Source organism: Bradyrhizobium sp. AUGA SZCCT0160, from assembly GCF_018130105.1.
GTDB lineage: Bacteria > Pseudomonadota > Alphaproteobacteria > Rhizobiales > Xanthobacteraceae > Bradyrhizobium.
Window position 1 is genome coordinate 287,544 of the sequence record NZ_JAFCMD010000001.1, and the last position, 23,797, is coordinate 311,340.

The 23,797-nt window shown below is 63.7% G+C and carries 26 protein-coding genes; 3 read left to right on the forward strand and 23 right to left on the reverse strand.

The window, feature by feature from the left end; all coding sequences use genetic code 11:
- Window positions 1–86: 86 nt before the first annotated feature.
- Window positions 87–785, reverse strand: coding sequence for a TetR/AcrR family transcriptional regulator (locus JQ558_RS01435; RefSeq protein WP_212292636.1), 699 nt, complete (start codon window positions 783–785; stop codon window positions 87–89).
- A 111-nt stretch (window positions 786–896) separates the two neighbouring features.
- On the opposite strand from JQ558_RS01435, the gene JQ558_RS01440 reads away from it, so the two are divergent.
- Entirely contained in the window at window positions 897–1,520 is a 624-nt protein-coding gene (locus tag JQ558_RS01440; protein WP_212292637.1) for a ferric reductase-like transmembrane domain-containing protein, read from the forward strand.
- A gap of 33 nt (window positions 1,521–1,553) precedes the next feature.
- Here JQ558_RS01440 and JQ558_RS01445 read toward each other — a convergent pair whose 3' ends face one another.
- From JQ558_RS01445 to JQ558_RS37055, 3 genes are all read right to left on the reverse strand, one after another.
- Entirely contained in the window at window positions 1,554–1,793 is a 240-nt protein-coding gene (locus tag JQ558_RS01445; protein WP_212206994.1) for a hypothetical protein, read from the reverse strand.
- A 7-nt stretch (window positions 1,794–1,800) separates the two neighbouring features.
- The gene (locus tag JQ558_RS01450; RefSeq protein ID WP_212292638.1) at window positions 1,801–2,652 is read right to left on the reverse strand and encodes an SDR family oxidoreductase; all 852 of its coding nucleotides are present in this window, start codon (window positions 2,650–2,652) and stop codon (window positions 1,801–1,803) included.
- 502 nt (window positions 2,653–3,154) lie between these two features.
- The gene (locus tag JQ558_RS37055) at window positions 3,155–3,661 is read right to left on the reverse strand and encodes a hypothetical protein (RefSeq protein WP_249142329.1); all 507 of its coding nucleotides are present in this window, start codon (window positions 3,659–3,661) and stop codon (window positions 3,155–3,157) included.
- Here JQ558_RS37055 and JQ558_RS01455 point away from each other — a divergent pair.
- Window positions 3,566–4,363, forward strand: a complete 798-nt coding sequence (locus JQ558_RS01455; protein ID WP_312014955.1) for a DUF2336 domain-containing protein — start codon at window positions 3,566–3,568, stop codon at window positions 4,361–4,363. The two genes, JQ558_RS37055 and JQ558_RS01455, sit on opposite strands and share 96 nt — an antisense overlap.
- Before the next feature lie 148 nt (window positions 4,364–4,511).
- On the opposite strand, the gene ilvC is transcribed toward JQ558_RS01455, so the two are convergent.
- The 8 genes from ilvC to miaA form a co-directional block, all read right to left on the reverse strand.
- On the reverse strand, window positions 4,512–5,531 hold the full coding sequence (ilvC, locus tag JQ558_RS01460) for a ketol-acid reductoisomerase (RefSeq protein ID WP_192737974.1): 1,020 nt from the start codon (window positions 5,529–5,531) through the stop codon (window positions 4,512–4,514).
- Between the two features lie 146 nt (window positions 5,532–5,677).
- Window positions 5,678–6,280 (reverse strand): LysE family translocator, encoded by a 603-nt coding sequence (locus JQ558_RS01465; protein WP_212206991.1) that lies wholly within the window; start codon window positions 6,278–6,280, stop codon window positions 5,678–5,680.
- Window positions 6,281–6,287: 7 nt separating this feature from the next.
- Entirely contained in the window at window positions 6,288–7,178 is an 891-nt protein-coding gene (locus tag JQ558_RS01470; protein ID WP_212271897.1) for an EamA family transporter, read from the reverse strand.
- A 6-nt stretch (window positions 7,179–7,184) separates the two neighbouring features.
- Complete coding sequence (locus tag JQ558_RS01475; RefSeq protein ID WP_212206989.1) at window positions 7,185–7,883, reverse strand: class I SAM-dependent methyltransferase; 699 nt, start codon at window positions 7,881–7,883, stop codon at window positions 7,185–7,187.
- A 3-nt stretch (window positions 7,884–7,886) separates the two neighbouring features.
- A complete protein-coding gene (ilvN, locus tag JQ558_RS01480; RefSeq protein WP_192737977.1) occupies window positions 7,887–8,429 on the reverse strand; it encodes an acetolactate synthase small subunit in 543 nt (180 codons plus the stop codon).
- A 19-nt stretch (window positions 8,430–8,448) separates the two neighbouring features.
- The gene (locus JQ558_RS01485) at window positions 8,449–9,435 is read right to left on the reverse strand and encodes a threonine dehydratase (RefSeq protein ID WP_212271898.1); all 987 of its coding nucleotides are present in this window, start codon (window positions 9,433–9,435) and stop codon (window positions 8,449–8,451) included.
- A gap of 5 nt (window positions 9,436–9,440) precedes the next feature.
- Window positions 9,441–11,216, reverse strand: coding sequence for an acetolactate synthase 3 large subunit (locus tag JQ558_RS01490; protein WP_212206988.1), 1,776 nt, complete (start codon window positions 11,214–11,216; stop codon window positions 9,441–9,443).
- 406 nt (window positions 11,217–11,622) lie between these two features.
- Window positions 11,623–12,552 (reverse strand): tRNA (adenosine(37)-N6)-dimethylallyltransferase MiaA, encoded by a 930-nt coding sequence (miaA, locus tag JQ558_RS01495; protein ID WP_212292877.1) that lies wholly within the window; start codon window positions 12,550–12,552, stop codon window positions 11,623–11,625.
- Here miaA and serB point away from each other — a divergent pair.
- Window positions 12,551–13,444, forward strand: coding sequence for a phosphoserine phosphatase SerB (gene serB / locus JQ558_RS01500; RefSeq protein WP_212292640.1), 894 nt, complete (start codon window positions 12,551–12,553; stop codon window positions 13,442–13,444). The two genes, miaA and serB, sit on opposite strands and share 2 nt — an antisense overlap.
- 120 nt (window positions 13,445–13,564) lie before the next feature.
- On the opposite strand, the gene JQ558_RS01505 is transcribed toward serB, so the two are convergent.
- The 11 genes from JQ558_RS01505 to JQ558_RS01555 all read right to left on the reverse strand — a co-directional run bounded on the left by JQ558_RS01505 (window position 13,565) and on the right by JQ558_RS01555 (window position 23,793).
- A complete protein-coding gene (locus JQ558_RS01505; RefSeq protein WP_212206986.1) occupies window positions 13,565–14,755 on the reverse strand; it encodes an ABC transporter permease in 1,191 nt (396 codons plus the stop codon).
- Between the two features lie 2 nt (window positions 14,756–14,757).
- Window positions 14,758–15,918, reverse strand: coding sequence for an FtsX-like permease family protein (locus tag JQ558_RS01510; protein WP_212292641.1), 1,161 nt, complete (start codon window positions 15,916–15,918; stop codon window positions 14,758–14,760).
- Window positions 15,915–16,595 (reverse strand): ABC transporter ATP-binding protein, encoded by a 681-nt coding sequence (locus JQ558_RS01515; protein WP_212207167.1) that lies wholly within the window; start codon window positions 16,593–16,595, stop codon window positions 15,915–15,917. Before JQ558_RS01515 ends, JQ558_RS01510 begins: the two co-directional genes overlap by 4 nt.
- A 50-nt stretch (window positions 16,596–16,645) precedes the next feature.
- The gene (locus tag JQ558_RS01520) at window positions 16,646–17,701 is read right to left on the reverse strand and encodes an efflux RND transporter periplasmic adaptor subunit (RefSeq protein WP_212292642.1); all 1,056 of its coding nucleotides are present in this window, start codon (window positions 17,699–17,701) and stop codon (window positions 16,646–16,648) included.
- Window positions 17,702–18,068: 367 nt separating this feature from the next.
- Entirely contained in the window at window positions 18,069–18,368 is a 300-nt protein-coding gene (locus tag JQ558_RS38285) for a hypothetical protein (RefSeq protein WP_409410479.1), read from the reverse strand.
- 222 nt (window positions 18,369–18,590) lie between these two features.
- Window positions 18,591–20,108, reverse strand: coding sequence for a Do family serine endopeptidase (locus tag JQ558_RS01530; protein WP_212206982.1), 1,518 nt, complete (start codon window positions 20,106–20,108; stop codon window positions 18,591–18,593).
- Window positions 20,109–20,268: 160 nt separating this feature from the next.
- Window positions 20,269–20,469, reverse strand: a complete 201-nt coding sequence (locus tag JQ558_RS01535; RefSeq protein WP_192737988.1) for a DUF2065 domain-containing protein — start codon at window positions 20,467–20,469, stop codon at window positions 20,269–20,271.
- 91 nt (window positions 20,470–20,560) lie between these two features.
- On the reverse strand, window positions 20,561–21,469 hold the full coding sequence (gene hflC, locus JQ558_RS01540) for a protease modulator HflC (RefSeq protein ID WP_212206981.1): 909 nt from the start codon (window positions 21,467–21,469) through the stop codon (window positions 20,561–20,563).
- Complete coding sequence (gene hflK, locus JQ558_RS01545; protein WP_212206980.1) at window positions 21,466–22,611, reverse strand: FtsH protease activity modulator HflK; 1,146 nt, start codon at window positions 22,609–22,611, stop codon at window positions 21,466–21,468. Before hflK ends, hflC begins: the two co-directional genes overlap by 4 nt.
- 169 nt (window positions 22,612–22,780) lie before the next feature.
- Window positions 22,781–23,308: a dihydrofolate reductase gene (locus JQ558_RS01550; RefSeq protein ID WP_212206979.1), complete on the reverse strand. Its 528-nt coding sequence runs from the start codon at window positions 23,306–23,308 to the stop codon at window positions 22,781–22,783.
- Entirely contained in the window at window positions 23,308–23,793 is a 486-nt protein-coding gene (locus JQ558_RS01555; RefSeq protein WP_212292643.1) for a GNAT family N-acetyltransferase, read from the reverse strand. The genes JQ558_RS01550 and JQ558_RS01555 overlap by 1 nt, the downstream gene beginning before the upstream one ends.
- Window positions 23,794–23,797 lie beyond the last annotated feature (4 nt).

Sequence of the window (23,797 nt, forward strand, 5' to 3'; positions counted from 1 at the left end):
ACGCCTTGCCGCGCCTTGTCAACGCCCGGCGAGATTGCCGGTTCCGGCTTGCTGCGTGACGTGCGGCGGAAAGCTCCTCAAACGCATCAAGCGGATTTGCTAGGAACTTTGGCGATACCTTCGATGAAGAGGTCTAGGATAGCTTCCGCGGTTCGCTCGGCATCCGCGCCGGCGACGCCCCAGCGCGGAAAATGACCGTCGATATTCATCCGGGCGAAGCCATAGACCAGCGCCCGGCCGGCGATCTGCACCTGTTTCAGGTCCGCCGAGCGCAATTGCCCCTGTGCAAACGCCTCCGCCAGCGTGCGTTCGGCAAGGTCGATCAGTTCGGCATTGTCCTGCGAGACGCAGGCCGTCTTGTCATGATCAAAAAAACGGCGGCTGGAAATGATCTCGAAATGGGTCGGGTTCTTCATCGCCCAGCGCAGGTAAGCAAGCCCCAGGCAGCGGAACCGGCCCAAAGGATTGTTGGCCGGTGCCTCGGCCAGCGCCGCTTCGATCTCGGCCCGGAACCTGCGCTGCGCCTCCTCGGCGACCGCGTTCATCAGGGCGTCGCGGCTGGGAAAATGCCGGAACGGCGCCCCCGGCGACACCCCGGCGCGGCGGGCGGCCTCGCGGACACTGACCGCGTCAGGACCGCCCTCGCCGACCAGTTGCAGCGCGGCGTCGATCAGGACCCGGCGCAGATCGCCATGATGATAGGGCTTTGGCGCCGGCGCGCGCGCCGCGGGGCGGCGCGGCCTAGCCGGCAGTTTGGCGGACGGAGGCTTGGCCGAGGAACGCATCGTCTCTCCTAACATCACCCCCTTGTGAATGTAAGCATCGATTACACGGATTGACGATGCGTGACGCGCATATGTAACTGGTGATTACATTTACTTGCAGGGGAGCGCGCGATGTCGGAAAGTCGTCAAAACTGGTTCGAAGGCTGGCGGCTGTTGGCCGTGCTGGGGCTGACCCTGCTCGCGCTTAGCGTCTGGATCGCCGGCATGCAGCAATTCGAGGTCGATGGCGTGCGCATGGTGATCCGCTTCACGGCGCGGACCTCACTGCTGCTCTTTTGTCTCGCCTTCAGCGCCGCCGCGCTGGCGCGGCTCTGGCCCAATGCCTGGACGCGATGGCAGCGCCGCAACCGCCGTTACCTCGGCGTGACCTTCGCTGCCTCGCACGGCATTCATGCGATTGCGATCGCCGCCTTCGCAATGATGGATCCCGCGGGCTATGCGGCCGCGACCTCGCCCGCCTCCTACATTTTCGGTGGCATCGGCTATGCCGTCATCATCGCGATGACGGCAACGTCATTCGATCGGTCAGCCAAGGCCCTCGGCGCGAGCGCCTGGCGCAGGCTGCATCTGATCGGCGGTTATTATCTGCTGTTTCAGTTCGCGGTCTCGTTCGGCAAGCGAATTCCCGACATGCCGCTATACGCGCTGTTCCTGATCCCGCTGCTGGCGGTGTTTGCCTTGCGGATGATCAGCATGGCCGCAGCGCGAACGCCGCGCACGGTGCAGGCGGGATGACGGCCGCACCGCCTGCGCGCTTGTACGGCGATATCAGATCAGATGAAACGTGCGGCCCAATCGGCGATGAATCGTGATCACGGCGCGATCGACGTCGCTGATCAGGCTGTCGCCGAGCGCGACGCTCGGGATTTCCCAGTTGCGGCCGCCGCGGACGCCCGGCACCGGTTGAAGACCGGTGATGCGCGCCGTTTCGCATCCCGGTTGATCGCCAAGCGCCTCGTTGACGAGTTCGGTCAGTTCCGCGTTGGTCTTGCCGATTGTTTCTGTCACCGCGTCGTCATGCCTGCGGCGTCAGGCCGAGGCGCCTGGCGATGATCTTGTCGACGGTACGCTTGGGCAGCAGCGCCGCCGCCAGCACCTGAAGCGGATCGGGCACGATCGAATAGCGGACCTTGGGATTTGGCAGCGTCAGCGCGTCGAAGATCTTCGCGGCGATTTTCTCCGCGGGCAATCCGATCGAACCAAGCTGCAGCATGTAGGCGCGGACCTTCTGCAACGATGGAAAGAACGGCGAGTTCTTGTAGCCGGATATGTCGACTTCCTCGGCCTTGCTCCAGATCGGCGTTTTTACCGCGCCGGGCGCGATGATGATGACGTCGATCCCGAACAGCATCAATTCGCGGCGCAGGCTCTCCGACAGTCCCTCGATCGCGTGCTTGGAGGCAGCATAGGCCGACGTCATCGGGACGCCATTTTTCCCCGAGACCGAGGAGATCATGATGACGCGTCCCTTTGGTCCCTTCAGTGCCGGATCGGCGCCGAGCAGCGGGCCGAACGCCTGCGTCGCGATAACCGGCCCGATCACATTGACCTCCATCTGGCGGCGGAATTCGTCGGCCGCGAGTTCAAGCACGGGACCCGCCACCGCGATGCCGGCATTGTTGACGAGGCCCGCGAGCGTTTCGCCATTCAATTGGCTGCGCACCTCGCGCGCGGCGGCCAGCACCGCGGCCTCGTCGGTGACGTCGAACCGAAGCGGCGCGAAATTGTCGCCGAACTCAGCCCTGAGGCGGTCCGCGTCGGCCTGCTTGCGCACACTGCCGAACACGCGAAAGCCACGATCGAGCAGCAGTTTCGCGGCAGCCCAGCCGATCCCGGTGGATGCACCGGTAATGACGACGGATCTCATGATTGTCTCCCCTCCGTGAGGCGGGGTTGATGTAATCCGGATCGAGAGAAGTGCAATGCGCGGCGGCGGCGGCCAAAATTCCCGTCACGCCGGGGTGCGTGCGCTCCCGTTCTTGCAGGAGGGGTTGAGGAACGCAGTCCGGCAGCGTTAACAGAATTCATCGTGAAAAAATTCTTAGCGCCGCGCGCGCATGGACCGCCTGCTCGACGGCGGACCAGGGCTTGATGGCCTGTTGTCGGAGCGCTTCGCCTGCGCGTTTTTCCGCAGAGGCCTGGGGAGGATAGCCGCCGGTGAAAACACCGGAAACGGCGCAAATCATGCGAATGTCGGCGGTTAGGCGCTGATCACGGCGCAATATAACGGCATGCAGCGTCGCGTGCGTGGTAAAGCAATCGGGAATGCAAAGCGGACAATGTTCTGCGGCGAATTCGCGACAATGGTTGCGAATTTCGCAATTGCCTGTTTTCAGTGCTGTCGTTCCGCATTTCTACGGGCTTTCGCCTTAACGCTCGCGAAAGACCGCGCTCGCCATTGTGCGTGCTGAAGTTGAAACAACAAACAGGCCGCCACAATGGCGCAACAGCCGGCTCACTCGATTATCGCCGAACTCGAAGATGCCGTAAGGGGTGGATCGCCAGCCCGACGCGTCGAAACCCTGCGTCAGGTCACCGATCTCTTCCTCAATGACGGCGAACGCCTCAGCGAAGACCAGGTCAAGGTGTTTGACGACGTGCTCTGCCTTTTGATCGCTCGCGTCGAGACACGGGCGAGAACCGAGCTCAGCAAGCGGCTGGCACCGCTCGACTATGCGCCGTTCGAGGTCATTCAATACCTCGCATGGGACGATGAAATCGCGGTCGCTGGCGAGGTGCTCACCCATTCCAGCTGCATCAGCGTCGAAGCGCTGGTCGAGATCGCCAGCAGCAAGGGGCAGGACCATCTGCTCGCAATTTCGGCGCGCGACAATTTGCCGGAGGCTGTCACCGACGTGATCGTCGATCGCGGCCAAACCAAGGTCATTCGCAGGCTGGCGAAGAACGCAACCGCGCGGTTCTCCGAAGCCGGCTATTCCGGCATGGTGGCCCATTCCGAATCTGACGACGAACTGGTCGAGATCCTCGGCCTGCGCCTCGATCTTCCCGTCAAGTTCCTGCGCGACCTGCTGCGCCGCGCCAAGGACGCCGTTCGCACCCGGCTGTTGGCCCTTGCGCCCCCCGCGCTCCAGGAAGAGATCCGGCGGGTGATCGAAGACATCGTGCGCGAGGGACCTCCGTCCGGACGCGACTTTCGCGTGGCCGAAGAACTGGTCAGGCTGATGATGGAATTGAAAGAGCTGGACGACGCGGCGGTCTATGGTTTCGCCGAGAGCAAAAAATTCGACGAGGTCATGGTCTCGCTCGCGGTCCTCAACGACGTGCCGGCCGAAATGATGGCCCGCCTGATCGAAGGGCCCCGCTCCGACCTCATCCTGATTCCCTGCCGGTCGGCCCGGCTGAACTGGCCGACGGTCGAGAGCATCCTGCGCAACCGCCCGGTGAAGCTGAAGATCGACGAACAGACGTTGGCCGTTGCCGAGCGGGACTACAGGAAACTGTCGATGGAAACCGCCCAGCGCACCGTGCGCTTCTGGCAGTTGCACAACCGGATCGAGAAGCAGCCGCACGATGCCCAATCTGGTGCGGCGCGTGCCCGAGGCGACGCCGGTCTGTAGGGTGGGCAAAGGCGCTCTTGCGCCGTGCCCACCATCTAAACCGAAATCCTAATGGTGGGCACGCTTCGCTTTGCCCACCCTACGATCCCATGAATGAAAAAGGGCCGCGCAATGCGCGGCCCGATTCCATTCCGATCCAACAGATCGATCAGTTCTTCGTCTTGTCGACCAGCGCGCCCTTCTTGATCCACGGCATCATGTCGCGGAGCTTGGCGCCGACTTCCTCGATCGGATGCTCGGCGAGCTTGGCGCGGGTGGCCTTGAACGAGGTCTGGTTGACCTTGTTCTCCAGCATCCAGTCGCGGGCGAACTTGCCGCCCTGGATGTCGGCCAGCACGCGCTTCATCTCGGCCTTGGTTTCGGCGGTCACGATGCGCGGGCCGGTGACGTATTCGCCGTATTCGGCGGTGTTGGAGATCGAGTAGTTCATGTTGGCGATGCCGCCTTCATAGATCAGGTCGACGATCAGCTTCACTTCGTGCAGGCACTCGAAATAGGCCATCTCCGGCGCGTAGCCGGCTTCCACCAGCGTCTCGTAGCCGCCCTTGATCAGTTCGACCAGGCCGCCGCAGAGCACCACCTGCTCACCGAACAAATCGGTCTCGCACTCTTCCTTGAACGTGGTCTCGATGATGCCGGCGCGGCCGCCGCCGATCGCCGAGGCGTAGCTGAGGCCGAGGTCATGGGCATTGCCGGAAACGTCCTTTGAAATCGCGATCAGGCAGGGCACGCCGCCGCCGCGCTGATATTCCGAGCGCACGGTATGGCCGGGGCCCTTCGGCGCGATCATCAGCACGTCGAGATCGGCGCGCGGGTCGAGCAGGTTGAAATGCACGTTGAGGCCGTGCGCGAACACCAGCGCCGCACCCTTCTTCATGTTGTCGTGCAGATGCTCGCGGTAGATGTCGCCCTGCAGTTCGTCGGGGGTGAGCATCATGACGAGGTCGGCCCATTTGGCGGCTTCGGCGACTTCCATCACCTTGAAGCCGGCGGCCTCCGCCTTCTTGGCCGAAGCCGAGCCCTTGCGCAGCGCAATGGCGACTTCCTTGACGCCGGAATCCTTCAGGTTCAGCGCATGGGCGTGGCCCTGGCTGCCGTAGCCGACGATGACGACTTTCTTGCCCTTGATCAGGTTCAGGTCGGCATCACGATCGTAGTAAACTCGCATAGTCGTTTCCTCATCGGTGGCCAGAATGGGCCGGTTAATCAGGCATTTGGGTTAAGATGGAGCGCCGGTCGCCCGCGAATTTCCGGCGTTGTCTAGAGCATTTTCCGCTTCAGGGGAAACCCGTTTCTGCATGGCGCGGTGCGGCATCATGCGTCCATGAAGACCGGGTAGAGCGAGGCCAGCAGCAGCAACGCCATCACGATATTGAAGGCCCGCACGGCCCTCGGCGAGGTCAGGACCGGCCGCAGCGCGCTGCCGAACAGGGCCCAGGCGGTGCACGAAAGCACCCCCAGCAACAGGCTCAGGACGACCTGGATCGCGATGTTCCAGGGATAGGCCGCGATCGCCGCATAGGCCGTGATGGTGCCGATCACCATGACCCAGCCCTTGGCGTTGACCCATTGGAACATGGCCGCGCCCCAGAAGGTCATCGGCCCGCGGCGGTTGTCCTGGTCGGCCGAAACCGGACCGGACATCGCGATCGCGGCGGCAAGATAGATCAGGTAAACGACGCCGGCATATTTCAGGATCGTCTGCAGCACCGGATAGGCGATGAAAATGGTGCCAAGGCCAAGCCCGACCGCGCCGACCATGAAGGCAAAGCCGACCGTGATCCCGGCGATATGCGGGATGGTCGGGCGGAACCCGTAAGTCAGCCCCGAGGAAAGCAGCATGATGTTGTTCGGGCCCGGCGTGAAGAACATCACGGTGGCGAACAGCACGAAGGCGATCAGCAGCGAATGTGACATGGTGGCCTCACGCGATCTTTGGCAGAACTGTTTTTGATGAGGTTTGCGAACGTTTCGCCAAAAGCATGATGGCGATGCCGCCGACCACGGTGATCATGCCGGCAAGCCGCAGCGGCCCAAAGGTTTCGCCGAACACGACACTGGAAGCGGCGGATCCCACGAACGGCACCAGCAGCGCGAACGGCACCACCTGTGCTGCGGGATAATCGCGCAGCAGCCGGCCCCACAGCCAGTAGGCGACGCTGGTGGAGATCAGGCCGAGCGCCAGCACGCAGACGAGTCCGGTCAGCGACATGTGCGAGAGCGCCTGCCAGGTCGGCTGCGGTCCGTTGCTGACCAACGTCAGCGCGGACAGCGGAATGGCGGCGGCGAGGCACAGCCACGCGAACAGGTCGAACATCCGCACATCCTGCGCCCGCCGCAGCAGCAGATTGCCGGCCGCAAAGCTGAGCGGCGAGATCATCAGAATGGCGAACGCCGCGATGCTGAAATCATAGCCGACGGTGCCGCAGATCATCAAAAGACCAAGCGTGGCGATCGCGATGCCGATGGTCTGCGTGCGTGACGGCAGTTCGCTGAACAGCAGCGCCGCAAAGCCGATGGTGAACAGCGCCTGGCTTTGCACGATCACGCTGGACAAGCCGACCGGCACGCCATCGGCGATGGCAAACGCCTGGGACAGGAACTGGCCGAGAAACAGCGTAAAACTGATCGCGATCAACAATGGCCAGGACACATCGGGCTTCTTCACGAACAGGCACGGCAGCGCGGCGATCGCAAAGCGCAGCGTCGTCATCAGCTCCGGCGAAAATTCGTTGAGCGCGATCCGGCTTGCGACAAAGGCAAGCCCCCAGATCACCGCTACCAGGACGGCGATGCAGACATCAGCCGGTTTCATTTTTTTCTAGCTCTGTTGGTGGTCCGGCTTCGGTTTGCGCAAAAGATACGTGCCGTGCAGCGGCGCGTGGTAATCGACCGATTCCAGCGTGAAGCCGACATCGGTCAGCATGCGTTCGATCACCCAGCCGAAGGTCGAATATTCATCGCGCATATGGGTGACCACGCTCTCGCGCTCGAAATCGTGGTTCTTGATCGAGAAATCCGCCCACGCCTCGACGTCGCGATCGACGCCGTCGGGCATGCTGACAAAGACGATGTCGCGCAGGTAGAAATTCGCGCCGGGCTTCAGCGCGGCATGGATCCGCGCCAGCGCCACCGCCTTCCAGAAATCCGGCAGATGATGCAGCGTGAACTCGCTGACGATCAGGTCGTAGGAATTCGGCTGGTAGGCGAAGCTCAACATGCCCGCCGGCTGGGTACGGACCGCGACCTTGCGGTCGCGCGCCTGGATGTTGGCGAGCGCCAGCATCGCCGGCGAGATGTCGATGGCATCGACCTCGGCGCCCATCAGCGCCGCTTCGACGGCCAATACCCCGTTGCCGCAGCCGATATCGGCCACCCGCCAGCCGCTTTGGACGCCAAGCATGGTCAGCGCCGCGCGCGCGCGGATGTCGCTGTCGTCATGCCGGTCGTAGATCGAGGCGACCGCGGAATCGAGCCCGAGTTGCCGCCGTTGATTGTAATACCAGTCGCGCGCCAGCATGGTTCACATCCCCTCAGGCCCGCGTCCGATCGCGGCAACGCCGGTGCGCGACACTTCGACAAGGCCGATCGGTCGCATCAGGTCGATGAATTGACTGACCTTGGCGGAATTGCCGGTGATCTCGAACACGAAGCTTTCGGTGGTGGCGTCGATCACGCGAGCGCGGAACGCGTCCGCCAGCCGCAACGCCTCGACGCGGTTGTCGCCGCCGCCGCGCACCTTGACCATGGCGAGCTCGCGCTCGATCGAGCGGCCGGTCAGCGTCATGTCGACGACGCGATAGACTGGAACCATGCGGTCGAGCTGGTGCTTGATCTGCTCGATCACCATCGGCGTTCCCGTCGTGACGATGGTGATGCGGGAGAGATGTTTCTGGCTCTCGGTCTCGGAGACGGTGAGGCTTTCGATGTTGTAGCCGCGGCCGGAGAACAGCCCGATCACGCGCGCGAGCACGCCCGGCTCGTTCTGCACGAGCACCGAGAGCGTGTGCGACTCGGTCGGATCGTGGCGCTCTTCGAGGAAGTAGGCGGATGCGGGCTGGTTCATTGTCGTTCCCAAATCTTGGCTACGCCAGTGCCTTGGCGGCGGTGACATTTTCGTTGCGGGCGACCCATTTCCAGAACAGATCGAAATCGATATTGCCGCCGGACAGGATCAGCCCGACCCGCTTGCCGCGGAGCTTCGGTTTCTCCTGCAGGGCTGCAGCAAGCGCGGCAGCGCCGGCGCCCTCGGCGAGATTGTGGGTATCGGTCCAGTAGGCCCGCACCGCATCGGCAATTTCGTCGTCGGTCACCTGCACGATGTGCGAGGCGCCGTCGCGAATGATCGCCAGCGCCTCGGCGTCGGGGACGCGGGTCGCCATGCCGTCAGCCAGCGTGTTGCTGCTGTTGGTCTTCACAATAGTGCCGGCCGCGAACGACAGCGCATAGGACGGCGCCTCCGTCGACTGCACGCCGACGATGTCAGTCTTTAGCCCGAGCAGATCACGGGCCAGGATGCAGCCGCAGATGCCGGAGCCCTGCCCGATCGGCACATAGAGGACATCGATATCATCAGCGGCGCGCAGCAATTCCAGCGCGTAGGTGGCAACGCCCATCACGAGGTCGCGGTGGAACGACGGCACCAGCTCGAGGCCCTCGCGTTCGGCGTGACGCTCGCATTCCTCGCGGGCGGACTGAAAATCCTCGCCATGCTCGACGAGGTTGGCGCCGAGAGCGCGCATCGACTGGTTTTTCTCGAGCGAATTGCCATGCGGCACATAGATCGTCGCCGGCACGCCGAAACGGCGCGCGGCGAAGGCGAGACTCTGGCCGTGATTGCCGCGGGTCGCCGAGATAATTCCTGAAGTCTGCGCCCGCTCGCGCTGCAGCCGCTCGACATAGACCAGCCCGCCCCGCACCTTGAAGGCGCCGATCGGGGTGTGGTTCTCGTGCTTGACGACCACGTCAGCCCCGAGCCGCTGCGCCAGCAGCGGCCACGCATGCGCCGGCGTCGGCGGCATCGCTGCCCCGACGATCCTGTGCGCGCGCTCGAGTTGCCCCAGATCAAACATCGCCGTCACACCAGCGCCTTGCCGCCGGCGAAGGCGGCCGCGGTCGCTTCGTCGGTCGCTTCCGCCGGCAACAGCATTTCATTGTGCGCCTTGCCTGACGGAATCATCGGGAAGCAATTTTCCAGCGCCGCGACGCGGCAATCGAACAGCACCGGGCGCTTGATCGAGATCATTTCCTTGAGCGCACCGTCGAGATCGCCGGGCTTGATCGCCTGCAGGCCGACGCAGCCGAACGCGTCCGCGAGCTTGACGAAATCCGGCAGCGCCTCCGAATAGGAATGCGACAGCCGGTTGCCGTGCAGCAGCTGCTGCCACTGCCGCACCATGCCCATGTACTGGTTGTTCAGAATGAAGATCTTGATCGGCAGTTCAAACTGTACCGCCGTCGACATCTCCTGCATCGTCATCTGCACCGAGGCATCGCCCGCGATATCGATCACGAGGCTGTCGGGATGCGCGACCTGGACGCCGAGCGCGGCCGGCAGCCCGTAGCCCATGGTGCCGAGGCCACCCGAGGTCATCCAGCGGTGCGGCTCTTCGAAGCCGAAGAACTGCGCCGCCCACATCTGGTGCTGACCGACTTCGGTCGTGATGTAGGTGTCGTGCCCGCGCGTCGCCTCGAACAGCCGCTCGATGGCGTACTGCGGCAGGATGACTTCGCTGTTCTTCCGGTAGGCGAGCGAATTGCGCGCCCGCCATACGGCGATCTCCTGCCACCACGCCTTGATATCAGGTTTTTTCGCTTCCGCCTTGAACACCTGCAACAGGTCGCCGAGCACGTTGCCGCAGTCGCCGATGATCGGCACGTCGACGTGGATGTTCTTGTTGATCGAGGACGGATCGATGTCGATGTGGATCTTCTTCGAGCCCGGCGAGAACGCGTCGGTGCGGCCGGTGATGCGGTCGTCGAAGCGCGCGCCGACGCACAGCATGACGTCGCAATCATGCATCGCCATGTTGGATTCATAGGTACCGTGCATGCCGAGCATGCCGAGCCAATTCTTGCCGGTCGCGGGATAGGCGCCGAGCCCCATCAGGGTCGACGTGATCGGAAAGCCGGTGACTTCGACCAGTTCGCGCAGCAATTTCGAGGCTTCGCGTCCGGAATTGATGACGCCGCCGCCGCTATAGATCACCGGGCGCCTTGCGCCGGCGAGCAGCGCCACGGCCTTGCGGATCTGCGTCGCATCACCCTTGACCCGCGGCGTGTAGGAAACATGCACGTCGGACTTGCGCGGCGGATGATAGGTGCCGGTCGCGAACTGCACGTCCTTTGGCACGTCGACCACGACGGGACCGGGACGGCCGGTCGTGGCGACGTAGAACGCCTCGTGCAGCACTTTCGCGAGATCGTTGACGTCGCGCACCAGCCAATTGTGCTTGGTGCAGGGCCGCGTGATCCCGACGGTGTCGCATTCCTGGAACGCATCATTGCCGATCAAATGCGTCGGCACCTGCCCGGTGATGCAGACCAGCGGAATCGAATCCATCAGCGCGTCCGTCAGCGGCGTCACCATATTGGTGGCGCCGGGGCCGGAAGTCACCAGCACGACGCCCGGCTTGCCGGTCGAGCGCGCATAGCCTTCGGCGGCGTGGCCGGCGCCCTGCTCGTGCCGCACCAGGATGTGCTCGACCTCGCTCTGCTGGAAGATCTCGTCATAGATCGGAAGCACCGCACCGCCGGGATAGCCGAACAAATGCTGGACGCCATGATCGATGAGCGCGCGCACGATCATCGCGGCACCGGTCATCTGGTTCGGATCGTGGCTCTTGTCGGTCATGACGTTTTCCTTGGCTTGCTCCGGATGCGCTGTGTCTGCGCGGCTTCGTCGGCTTGGATTTGGGAAATAAAAAAGGGCCCCAGAGGCCCTATGCACACCGCCTGCAACTGGATGGCCTCAGCCATCCCGGGCGGTGCGCCAGGGTACGACTACGATAAGGAGTTTGGTAATAATATTACGCATCAGACGGCCCAGACTTCCCGAAGATTACGCGGGTTATAGCGACCGGACCCCGGAAGTCAAGGGAAGGACGCTTTCAGCCCGATTAAGGCAGTGTAACGGGGTTCCGGCCGTTCGGCGAGTGCGAATTTGCTGTTCCCTGCCATGCAAACCACTCCTCGTCATCCAGGTCTTGCCTCCTTGCGGCAAAGACGTGGGTGGCCGGGGCAAGCCCGGCCATGACGACCTAGACAGGGATCTGGTCGACCCACCCCCGCGCCGCCCCTGGCGCCACCCACTCAAATTCCGGCAATTGGTGCCGGAACCAGGTAAACTGCCGCTTGGCGTAGTGGCGGGTGTCGGCGCGGCCGGTCTCGGCGGCCTCCGCTTGGCTGATCTCGCCCCTCAAATGCCGGATCAGCCCCGGCACGCCATGGGCCTTCATCGCCGGCAGCAGCGGGTCGAGGTGTCGGGCGGCGAGCGCGGCCACCTCCTCCAATGCGCCTGCTGCCAGCATCGCATCGAACCGCGCATCGATCCGGGCATAGAGCAGGTCGCGCTCGGGCGCCAGAAACACCGCGTGAAACGCGCCTTGCGGCAGCAGCGGCGGCAGGCCTTCGCGGTGCCAGTCGGTCAGCGCGCGGCCGGTCGCCTCGACCACCTCGAGTGCCCGTGCGATGCGGGCGCGGTCGCGCGGCTTCAGGCGTTCCGCCGTTACCGGATCGCGCTGCGCCAGTTCGGCGTGCAGCGCTTCGACGCCATCGCGCTCCAGCCGCGCGCGCACGCTGTCACGCACTTCGGCCGGGATTGGCGGCACCGCCGACAGGCCGCGCGTCAGCGCCTTGAAATAGAGGCCGGAACCGCCGACGAAGATCGGCAGCCGTTTTGCGGATTGTGCTTCCGACAGCATTTTGGCGGCGTCCGCGACCCACGCGCCGGCGGAAAAATTCACGGCGGCATCAACATGGCCATAGAGCCAATGCGGCGCCTGCGCCTCTTCGGCGGGCGTCGGGCGGGCCGTGATGACACGGAGATCGCGATAGACCTGCATGGAATCGGTGTTGATGACGACGCCGCCGGTTTTTTGCGCCAGCTCAAGGGCCAGCGCCGACTTGCCGCTGGCGGTCGGCCCTGCGATAAGCACGGCCTTATTCCCCAAACGCGAATTCGCCTGCATGTCCCTCGTCGCCACGCTCATCTGCAATCCCGTCAACCCCGCGCTCGACTCCACCATCGTCGACGGCGCGCTGGCCGTCCTGCCCTCGCCCGGCACGGCTCAATGGCTGTTCGACGAAGTCGCGGTCGATATCCCCTTCACGGGCAGCGAGGATATCAAGGCGATCGAAGCGCGCCTGCGCCGGGCGCGCGGCGACCTGCCGATCGACATTGTGGTGCAGCCTACCGCCTTCCGGCGCAAGAAGCTTTTTCTCGCCGACATGGATTCCACCATGATCGGCCAGGAATGCATCGACGAACTGGCCGATTTTGCCGGACTGAAGGCGCACGTCGCCGCCATTACCGAGCGCGCGATGCGCGGCGAGATCGAGTTCGAGCCGGCGCTGCGCGAGCGCGTCGCGCTGCTGAAAGACATGCCGGTCGGCGTGGTCGATGAAGTGCTGAAAAAGCGCATCACGGCGACGCCGGGCGGCCGCGAACTGGTCATGACCATGCGCGCCAACGGCGCCTACACCTGCCTGATCTCGGGCGGCTTTACGCTGTTCACCCATGCGGTCGCCGCGATGATCGGATTCCAGGAAAACCGCGCCAACGAATTGAAGGTATCGGGCGGCAAGCTCACGGGCGAAGTCATCGAGCCGATCCTGGGCCGCGCCACCAAACTCGCGACGCTGGTCGAACTCACCGAGTCCTTTGATCTCGACGACATCGACACGCTGGTGACCGGCGACGGCGCCAACGATCTCGGCATGATCGAGGCCGCCGGCCTCGGCGTCGCCTATCACGCCAAGCCGGCGGTGGCGGCGGCCGCCGCGGCCCGGATCGATCACGGCGATCTCACGGCATTGCTGTATGCGCAGGGCTATCGGCGCGATGAATTCGTGACGGCGTGAACCACCGACGCACCTGGACACAAAGCATTTAATTGCTTGTTCGTGACGACCCGCTCGCGCTGCGGCGGCTCGACACAAAATCGCGAAAACAACCCCATGCAAAGTAAGAATGGGGCTGCCCTAGTGCGCGTACAGGCCTTCGACGATCGGCAATCGCGCGGCCCGCAGGGCCGGAAACAGTCCGCCGATCAGGCCCACGATCAGCGCCAGCCCAACCCCCTCGGCGATCAGCCGGGGACTGAGCTTGAAGTCGAACACCACCTGGGTGAAGTTCCCGCCAAGGGTGGACGCCGTGACGCCGTCGAAAATCAGATAAGTGGCGGCGGCGCCGAGCAAGCCGCCTATGACGGCGAGCACCAGCGATTCGGCGAGCGTCCCGACGAACGCAGGAAAACCACCGAAGCCGATGGCGCGCAGCGTTGCGATTTCCGTCGCGCGGCTGGCAACCGACGAATACATCGTGTTGAGCGCGCCGGCGACCGCGCCCAGCGCCATCGCGATCGCCAGCGGCCAGCCAAGTTTCTGAATCAAATCGGAGGTCTGCGAGGCCTGTTCCGCGAAGTAAGCTGCTTCGGATTTGACATCGAGCTTCAGCCGCGGATCGTTGTCGCTATAGGTTTTGAGCTCATTGAGGGCGGCCGGCCCGGTGAGGCGCGCGCGCACGATCTGGACGATATTGTTGCGATTGAACAGGCTCTGCACCACGTTGAGATCGGCCCAAATCTCGGATTCGAACACGCTGCCGCCGGCGTCGAACACGCCGACCACGGTCCAGCGCGTGGCGCCGAAAGCCACGGTGCTGCCGAGGTCGAATCCCTCGAATTCCCGCAGCAGGGCCTTGCCGACCACCACCTCGTTGCTGCCCCGGTTGAACATGCGGCCTGCGGTGACGGTGATGCCGTTGCGCAGCGCGGCGCCCTGTTCCCCGATCCCGCGCAGCGGCAAGTTGGCCTTGGTCCCGGTCGAGCGTTTGATGCCGTCGACCACCAGATAGAGCTCCGGCGAGATCAGGGGCTTGCCGTCGCTGCCGCGCGCGATGCCGGGACCGTCCTCGATCAGCCGTACCTGATCGCGGCTCACGGTACTGTTGATTTCGGCCTGCGAGCCGGCCCGCAGCACGATTGCGATGTCATCGGCTCCGGATCCCGCGATGGTGCGCTGGAACCCGTTGGCCATCGCCAGGAACGCGAGCAGGACGATCACCACCAATGCGATCGCGATCACCGTCGAGAGCGAGAGCCAGCGCCGCTGCGCTATGCTCCTGAGGTTGATGGCTGTGACGGCGGCCACCTGAAGCCAGAGCGAACGCATGTCTATCCCCGTCCAAGCGCGGTTGCAATTTTGAGCCGCATGGCGTTGAGCGCCGGAATGATCCCCGTGATCAGCCCGAGCGCAATCATCAACGCCAGGCCCTGCATGATGATGGTCGGCGACACGGCAAAAGCGGGCGCGATGTTGGAGAGGCTCGAGCGCAGGGCCATGGCGATCAGCGCCGCAATCGCCAGCCCGGGAATTCCGCCGAGCAGCGCCAGCAATACGGATTCGCCGAGCACCATCCCAAGGATCCGCGGGCCCGAAAAGCCGAGCGTCTTCAGCACGCCGATCTCGCGGGTGCGCTCCCGGATCGACAGCGCCATGGTATTGCCGACGATCATCAGGATGGTGACGAAGGCGGCACCCACAACCAGCAATACAATCAGCGCGATGTTGCCGAACTGGGCCGCGAACGCCTTGCCGAAGGCCTTTTCGGTGTCGGTCGAGGTCTCGGCGGTAGAATTGGCGAACATCGCGTCGATCGTCTTTGCGACGCGAGGGTTGCTTTCGGGAGAGGTGGTCTGAAGGATCATCCAGCCGATGGTGTCCTTGCCGAACGAGCGGGTCTCGTCGAAGTAGGCGTACTGAAACAGCAGGAAGTTGGTGTCGACGTGCTCGGCCTTGCCCTTGACGATGCCGGCAATGGTGAAATCCCAGGTATGCCCGCCGCTCTTCTGGCTGAAAATATTGCTCGCAACGGGGATGCGATCGCCGATCTTCCAGCCCCACTTCTGCGCCAGGCTTTCGCCGACCACCGCGCTGCCGCGATCTCGCATGAAGGCTTGAAGCTGTTCGGGCGGAACTTCGAATTCGCTGCGGTACACGTCGAAATAGGTGCTCGGCTCGATCGCCAGCGACATCAGGAAATTCTTCGGATCCTGATAGTAGCCGCCGAACCAGTTGGCGAAGGTCACCTGCCGCACGCCTTCCACCGCCCGCACGCGATTGTAGTAGGCGATCGGCAGCGGCTGGGTGAAGTTGATCTTGTTGACGGTGATCATGCGGTCCGCGGCGGCGGCATCTTCGCCGGCGGTGAAGGCGCGGTAGAATCCAGCGAGCACGCCGAAGATCATGAAGGCGATCAGGATCGACACGATCATCAGGCTGGCGCGCAATTTGCGGCGGAACAGGTTTTTCCGGACCAGGTCGAAGTCGTTCACGCGGCGAGCTCCCGTTCGACGAAGCGGCCCTTGTCGAGATGCAGGACGCGCTTGGCATAGTTGGCCGCCGCCGGATCGTGCGTTACCATCACGATGGTCTTGCCGAGTTCGCCATTCAGCAATTGCAGGATTGAAAGGATCTCGTCGGCGGATTGCCGGTCGAGGTCGCCGGTCGGTTCGTCGCACAGCAACAGGTTTGGATCCGAGACAATCGCGCGTGCAATCGCCACGCGCTGCTGCTGGCCGCCCGACATTTCGCGCGGACGATGCTTGACCCGATCGGCGAGTCCAACCACGGACAGTGCGGTGTGAACGCGCGCGGCGCGATCCTTGCGGTTCAACCTGGTGAGCAACAACGGCAGTTCAACGTTCTGCGCCGCGGTCAGCATCGGCATCAGATTGTAGAATTGGAAGATGAAGCCGATATTGGCGGCCCTCCAGGCGGCGAGTTCACCTTCGGAGAGACCATCGATGCGCTGGTCCGCAACCGAAATTTCGCCGGCGTCGACGCGATCGATACCCCCGAGCAAATTTAGCAGCGTCGTCTTGCCCGAACCGGACGGTCCCATGACGGCGATGAAGTCGCCGCGCGGAATCGCAAGATCGAGATGGTCGAAGATCGAGATTGTTTCCTTGCCCTTGGTGAAACGCTTGGCTACGCCGGTAAGGCGAACCATCGGATGCTCGGCTGTCACGCTTTTCTCCTCTCAAGGTTTCCGGCCGGAAGCTAGTTCGCGGCGGTGGTCTTGGTGGCGTCCTTCACATCGGCCAGGAAATTCACTTTCACCGCCATGTCGGGCAGGATGCGTGGGTCCTTCTTGTCGAAGCGGATTCGAACCTTCACCGTGGCCTTCTCGCGGTTCGCCGTCGGCACTATGGCAATCACCGAGGCGGGAATCGTCCAGTCCGGATACGCATCCAGCATCGCGTTCACGGCGCCTCCGGCGACGACCCGGCCGATGAAGGCCTCATTGACGTCGACTTCGATCTCGATTGAATCCATGTCGACGATGGTGCAGATGCCGGTCCGCGTGTAGCCACCCACCGACATCGGCGAAATCATCTCGCCGGGCTGTGCGCTGCGGTCGATGACGACACCGGCGAAAGGCGCCCTGATCTGATGCTTGTCGAGCATCGAGGCGCTGCGCCTGGCGTCGATCTTGGCGGTCTCGAATTGCGACTGCGCCTGGCGCATTTGCGCGTTGAGCACGCCGACCCGGGCCTGCGCCTTGGTCAGATCGGCCTCGGTCGCAAAATTCTTCTGCGAGAGTGTTTGCACGCGCGTCATGATCCGGGTCGCGTCCTCCAGATCGGCGGCGATCGCGGCGATCGCCGCATTGGCCGTCTCGGCGCGCGAGCGGGCCAGCTCATAGTCCCGTTCAGCAAGCACGCTGTCGAGCCGCGCGACGACCTGCCCCTCGGTCACTGTCATGCCTTCGTCGATGAACACTTCGACCACCTTGCCGGTGATCTCGGCGGCAACGGTCGCCTTGCGGCGCGCCACCACATAGCCGGAGGCCGCCAGGCTGCCGGTCGCCTTGCTATTCGTTGGCGGCTGCTGTGGCGCCTGCGCTTGTGCGACGGGCTGCTGTGCGGTGCGCGATGCGCCCTCTTTGGTCGGGTCCTGCCTGTGGAACTCGAATGCGGCAAAGGCGGCGAATCCGACGACGCAGATGATAATCACCAATGAGATCGGCAACCAACGGCTGCCCGATCGCTCCGCCTTGCCGGCGCTGCGATCGATCGTAAGCGATCTCAGCAGTTTGCTCTTGTCTTCGCTCATTGTTCATTTCCATCCACCTGCTCGCTGCCGTTCCCGCGCGGTCGGCATCGTTCTCGCGCTAGTGGTCTCGCTCACAGCCGGTCTACGCGTCGCGTCATCTTTTGGGGCGGGCCCGCTTTCGGCGAGGCGGCAAACCCAGCTCGGTTGTAAATCCCGTTCAGCTCTCGCGAGCGCCAGGCGGCGCCCGTTCTTTCGACGAGGCGAATAGCGTGAATTTAAAGCTTAATGGCAACGGAAGCAATTGCTGGAACACCAAGAGTTGCATGTGGCCAGATGCTGCCATTTTTGGTATGCGGCGGTTCATCCAATAGCGATCGCCACTTTGCCGAAATGCGCGCCGCGCTCCATAAGGGCGAGCGCAAAGGTCTTATCGATTGCCGGTTCCATGCGATTGGCCGAGATGGCGTCCACCATGCCTTGATGTCCTCGACCGATCCGTCGCCGGTTCTTCTTCAGCGCGGTCTGGCGTTTGGCCTTTGCGGATGCCATGTATCCGCAACAGAAAAATCAGTAGGCGATGCAGCCGTTCGGTGACCGAGCGCGTCCCCAGCATCTGCGCCATCGCCGAATAGCACCGCGCCTTGAACGCGAACGCATCCAGCGGCGCCACCGCCAGTCGGGCGTTGAGGTGATCCCGCCGTTTTCCGAGATGCGGATCGTCGGCCATGGCCCCCGTCCAAGGAAGCAATTAATCGACATTGGACACGGGTAGGCGCGACGTGACGCAGGGTGCTTGCGCACGCCTGCCACGGGGTCGGGTCATCGCTTGATCGGATTTGGCTTGATTGGATTTGCTGTCAGGCGGCCGGTCGAGACACCGCCCGCCAACACAGCCGGCCCAAGAAAGGCCGGCGAACGGCAGCGAAAAGCGCCGCCGGTTCCAAGCTTCCTACTGCACGAGCAGCGGCACGAAGCGCAGTTCGCCTTCGCCGTTGGCAACCATCAGCAGGACCGACTTGCGCCCGTCCTTCTTGATCTGATCGACCCGCTTCTTGACGTCGGCGGTGTTCGTCACCGCCTCCTGCGCCACTTCGACGATGACGTCGCCGGCGGACAGCCGCTTCTCGGCGGCATCGGATGCATTGTCGACGCCGGTGATGACCACGCCCTTGACGCTGTCCTTGATCTTGTACTTGCCGCGCAGATCCTTGCTCAGCGCGGCCAGGTCGAGACCGAGCACCTTCTGCGTCACCGGCTTCTCGGCGGCAGGCTCGTCCTTCGACTTGGCGGCGGCCTGCTGCACCTTCTCGTTATCCTCGAGCCGGCCGAGCGTCACCTTCTTGGTTTCCTCCGCGCCCTTGCGGATGACGACGACTTCGACTTCCTTGCCGACCGCGGTGTCGGCGACCACCCGCGACAGGTCCTTCGGATCCTTGACGTCCTTGCCGTCGAACTTGACCACGACGTCGCCGGGCTCGATCCCGGCGGGCTTGGCCGGGCCCTTGTCGTCGATGCCGGCGACCAGCGCGCCGCGCGCCGGCTTGATGTTGAGGCTTTCGGCGATCTCGTCGGTGACCTGCTGGATGCGTACGCCGAGCCAGCCGCGGCGCAGCTCGCCGAATTCCCGGAGCTGATTGACCACGCCGATCACGGTCTTCGAAGGTACTGCAAAGCCGAGGCCGATCGAACCGCCGGTCGGCGAGATGATCAGCGTGTTGACGCCGACCACTTCGCCCTCGAGGTTGAACAGCGGACCGCCGGAATTGCCGCGGTTGATGGAGGCGTCGGTCTGGATGTAGCTGTCGTAGGGCCCCTGGCTGATATCGCGGTTGCGCGCCGAGACGATGCCGGCCGTCACCGAGCCGCCGAGGCTGAAGGGATTGCCGATCGCAATCACCCATTCGCCGAGACGCAGCTTGTCGGACTCGCCGAACTTAACCGCGACCAGCGGCTTCACCGGTTTGAATTTCAGCACCGCGATATCGGTCTTCTTATCGACACCGACCAGTTCGGCCCTGATCTTGGTGCCGTCGTTCATGATGATGTTGATCTCGTCGGCATCCGCGATGACGTGATTATTGGTGACGACGACGCCAGCGGTATCGATGATGAAACCGGAGCCGAGCGAATTGGTCTTGCGCGGCTGCATCTCGCTTCGCTCGCCGCCCTTGGGAGCGCCGCCGCGACGGTTCTTGAAGAAGTCGTCGAAGAATTCCTCGAACGGCGAACCCGGCGGCAATTGCGGCGTGGCCTGCCGGTCGCCGCCACCACCACCACCCTTGGCCTCGACGTTCTGCGAGGTCGAGATATTGACGACGGCGTCGATCACCTTTTCAGCGATGTCGGCGATGCCGTCCGGGCCCCGCGCAAAAGCCGGCGCTGAAGCCAGAGCGCCGGCGGCGCCGAGTGAAATCGCAGCCCCCATCATGCGCAGGCGACGGCTCAAAGCGGGTCTGGCTCCGGTCATGTCAGCTTCTCTCCAGCGGGTCGATTTGGGGTCCACAGTGCGCCCGAACGGGTCTGAGGCGCAAGCATTTGAACCGGGCATTTCGGCGAAAAACCGGCCATCGGCGGCTCACGATTTCGTTGATTCCGCAGACGATTTGCCAAGGTCGGCACAGCCGGCGCTAGCGGCGAACCAGCCAGATCAGGAGCAGGCCCACGACCGCCGATCCGATGCCCACCGCGCGCAGAATGTTGTCCGGCGTCGTCATCGCGCTCTTCATCGCCCGGCGCATCCAGGCCGGGCTTGCCGCGAACATCAGGCCTTCCAGCACAAACAGGATTCCCAGGCCGATGAGGAAGTCGGCAAACGCTATGGACCTCATCGGATGGCAACCTCCCGCTGAACGCAGTTCTTGCTTTTGTCGCAGGCGAAGCGGGGTCCGCTTCGCCTGATATGGTGTGGCCGGCCGAGAGCTATTGCTTCGGCGTGGCTGGCGCGGGGGCGGCTGGCGGGTGGCCGGCCGAATTGGCGAAGAAGCGGAAGAACTCCGAATCCGGCCGCAACAGGAAGCGGGTGTCGTTGCTGCGAAGCCCGGTCTCATAGGCCGACATCGAGCGGTAGAAGGCGAAGAAGTCGGGATCCTTGCCGTAGGCCTCGGCGAACAGGCGGTTGCGCTCGGCGTCGCCGGCACCACGCGTCTGTTCGGACGTCGAATTGGCTTCCGCGATGATGACGGTCGCCTCACGATCGGCCTTCGACCTGATCTCCTGCGCCTTCTGTCCGCCCTGGGCGCGGAACTCGGCGGCCTCGCGTGCCCGCTCAGTCTGCATGCGCTGATAGACCGCCTGGCTGTTCTGCTCCGGCAGATCGGCGCGGCGGATTCGCACGTCGACCACCTGGATGCCGTAACCGTCGGCTTCCTTGTCGAGTTGTTCGCGAATACGCAGCATCAGGGCTTCGCGCTCGTCGCGCACCACCGTGATGAAGGAGACCTCGCCCAGCACGCGGCGCAGCGCCGCGTTCAGCAACGTGGTGAGCTGGACGTTGGCGGCCTGGATCGAGCCGATGCTCTGATAGAAGCGCAGCGCGTTCTTGATGCGGTAGCGGGCGAAGGCGTCGACCACCAGCCGCTTCTGGTCCGAAGCGATCACTTCCTGCGACGGATTTTCCAGATCGAGGATGCGCTTGTCGATCGAGATGACGGTGTCGATGAACGGCGCCTTGAAGTTCAGGCCCGGTTCAGTGACGACGCGGATCGGTTCACCGAGCCGCACCACCAGCACTTGCTGGGTCTGGTCGACGGTGAAGACGGAGCTGTAGCCGAAGATGACGACGACGAACAGCGAGATCAGGAGGACAATGCCTGTGACGGGAGACCTCATCGGTTGCCTCCCTGCTGCTGCTGACCGGTGGCGGGCGGCGTCGGCGTTCGCCGCGGCGACAACTCGTTGAGCGGCAGATACGGCACCATGTTCTGTCCATTCGGGCCGCCGTCATAGACGAGCTTCTCGGCATTGGCGAGGATACGTTCCATTGTCTCCAGGTAGATCCGCTGCCGCGTCACGTCTTTCGCCTTGTTGTATTCGTCATAGACCTTCAGGAAGCGCGCGCTCTGGCCCTTGGCCTCGGCGACCGCCTGTTCCTTGTAACCTTCGGCGACCTGCAGGATCTGTGCGGCGCGGCCGCGAGCGTCCGGAACGACGCGGTTGGCGTAAGTCTGCGCTTCGTTCTGCAGACGCTCGAGGTCGGCGCGGGCGGCCTGCACGTCGCGGAACGCGTCGATCACCTGCGCGGGCGGATCGACCTTCTGCATCTGTACCTGTGTGATCTGGACGCCCGAACCGTAATTGTCGAGCGTCTTCTGCATCAGCTCCTGCACGCCGGCTTCCGTGGTGGTGCGGGCGCCGGTCAGGATCGGCTGGATGTTGGAACGGCCGATCACTTCGCGCATCGCGCTTTCGGCGACCGCCTTCACGGTGCCTTCGGGGTTCTGGATGTTGAAGAGGAAATTGCCGACGCCGTCGGGCTTGATCCGCCACAGCACCGTGAAATCGACGTCGACGATGTTCTCGTCGCCGGTCAGCATCAGGCTTTCTTCCGGCACGTCGCGCATGGTGCGGCCGCGCCCGCTCGGATCGCTGATCAGCGTCATGCCGATCGAGATAGTGGAAACGCGCAGCGCCTTCGGCAGCAGCACGGTCTCGATCGGATACGGCAGATGGTAGTTCAGGCCGGGCTGCACGGTCTTGATGTGCTTGCCGAAGCGCAGGATCACGCCGAGTTCTTCCGACTGAACGCGGAAGAAGCCCGACAGGAACCAGATCGCCAGCGCGCCGATCAGAACCAGCGCGATGCCCATGCCGCTGAAATGGCCGCCGGGCAGAAGATTCTGCAGCTTGTCCTGGCCGCGGCGCAGAAGGTCCTCGAGATCGGGCGGGCGTGGTCCAACCGATTGAGGTCCGTTGCCCCACGGTCCCTTTGGACCCGAGCCCCACGGGCCCCCGCCTTGATTCTTCCACGGCATATTAAAGTCTCCTCCGCGGGCCCGGGTCCGCCTGATTGGGCAAAATGCCCGGCCTCGCATGTCCGACCGGCTTTATAGGGGACCGCCCGGGCCCTTACAACGCAAGCTTATGATCTGAAACAGCTATGATTGGGGCCATAATTGTCAATGCAAACATTGGCTAGCGAGGTTAATGCGACAATTGACGCGTGCCGCGCCGACGAAATGTCACATAGGAGAACTCGGCGCTGTCGTCGGGTCCGGCCGGATTCCGCACGCGCGCGACCTCTTCCCAGTCCGAAGCCGCAATTGCGGCGAAACGCGTGTCGCCGTCGGGCCGGGCATGCACCTCGGTGATTTCCAGCCGATCGGCACGATCGATCCAATGCGCGTAGATTTCCGCGCCGCCGATGATCGCGATCTCAGTGGCGAAACGTCGCAGCGCATCGCCGGTGGCGATCGCCTCGGCGTCGGCAAGGGAAGTGGTGACCACGGCGCCCTCCGCGCGGTAGGCGGCATCGCGCGTCACCACGATGTTGGTCCGCCCTGGGAGCGGCCGGCGCGGAAACGACTGGAAGGTCTTGCGGCCCATCACGATCGGCTTGCCCATCGTCATCGCCTTTAACCGCTGCATGTCGGATTTCAGCCGCCACGGGATGGCGCCATCGGCGCCGATCACGCCGTTCTCGGCGACCGCGACCATGAGGACGATCTCCATCAGCGCGCGCCCCGCGCCAGCGCTGTCAGCGCCGGACCGCTCACCCGGCATACCGTCCACTCGTCCATCATGACTGCACCCAGCGATTTGTAGAATTCGATCGACGGCGTATTCCAGTCCAGTACCGACCATTGCAAGCGCGACCAGCCGTTGGCCACACATTGCTTCGCAAGCTGCGACAGCAGCGCCTTGCCGATGCCTTTGCCGCGCTGCGCCGGCTGGACGAACAGATCCTCAAGATAGATACCGGACCGGCCGCTGAACGTTGAGAAATTGACGAACCAGACCGCGAAGCCGACCGGCTCCCCCTCCCACTCCGCTATCTCGCAAAACAGCCGCGGATGGCTGCCGAACAGCGCGGCGTCGATGTCAGCTTCGGTGGCCTCGACCTCGTGAAGCAGCTTTTCGTACTCGGCGAGTTCGCGAACCAGGGACAAGACAAGCCCGGCTTCATCGGGACGTGCGCGGCGGATAGCAAGGGCCATTCAA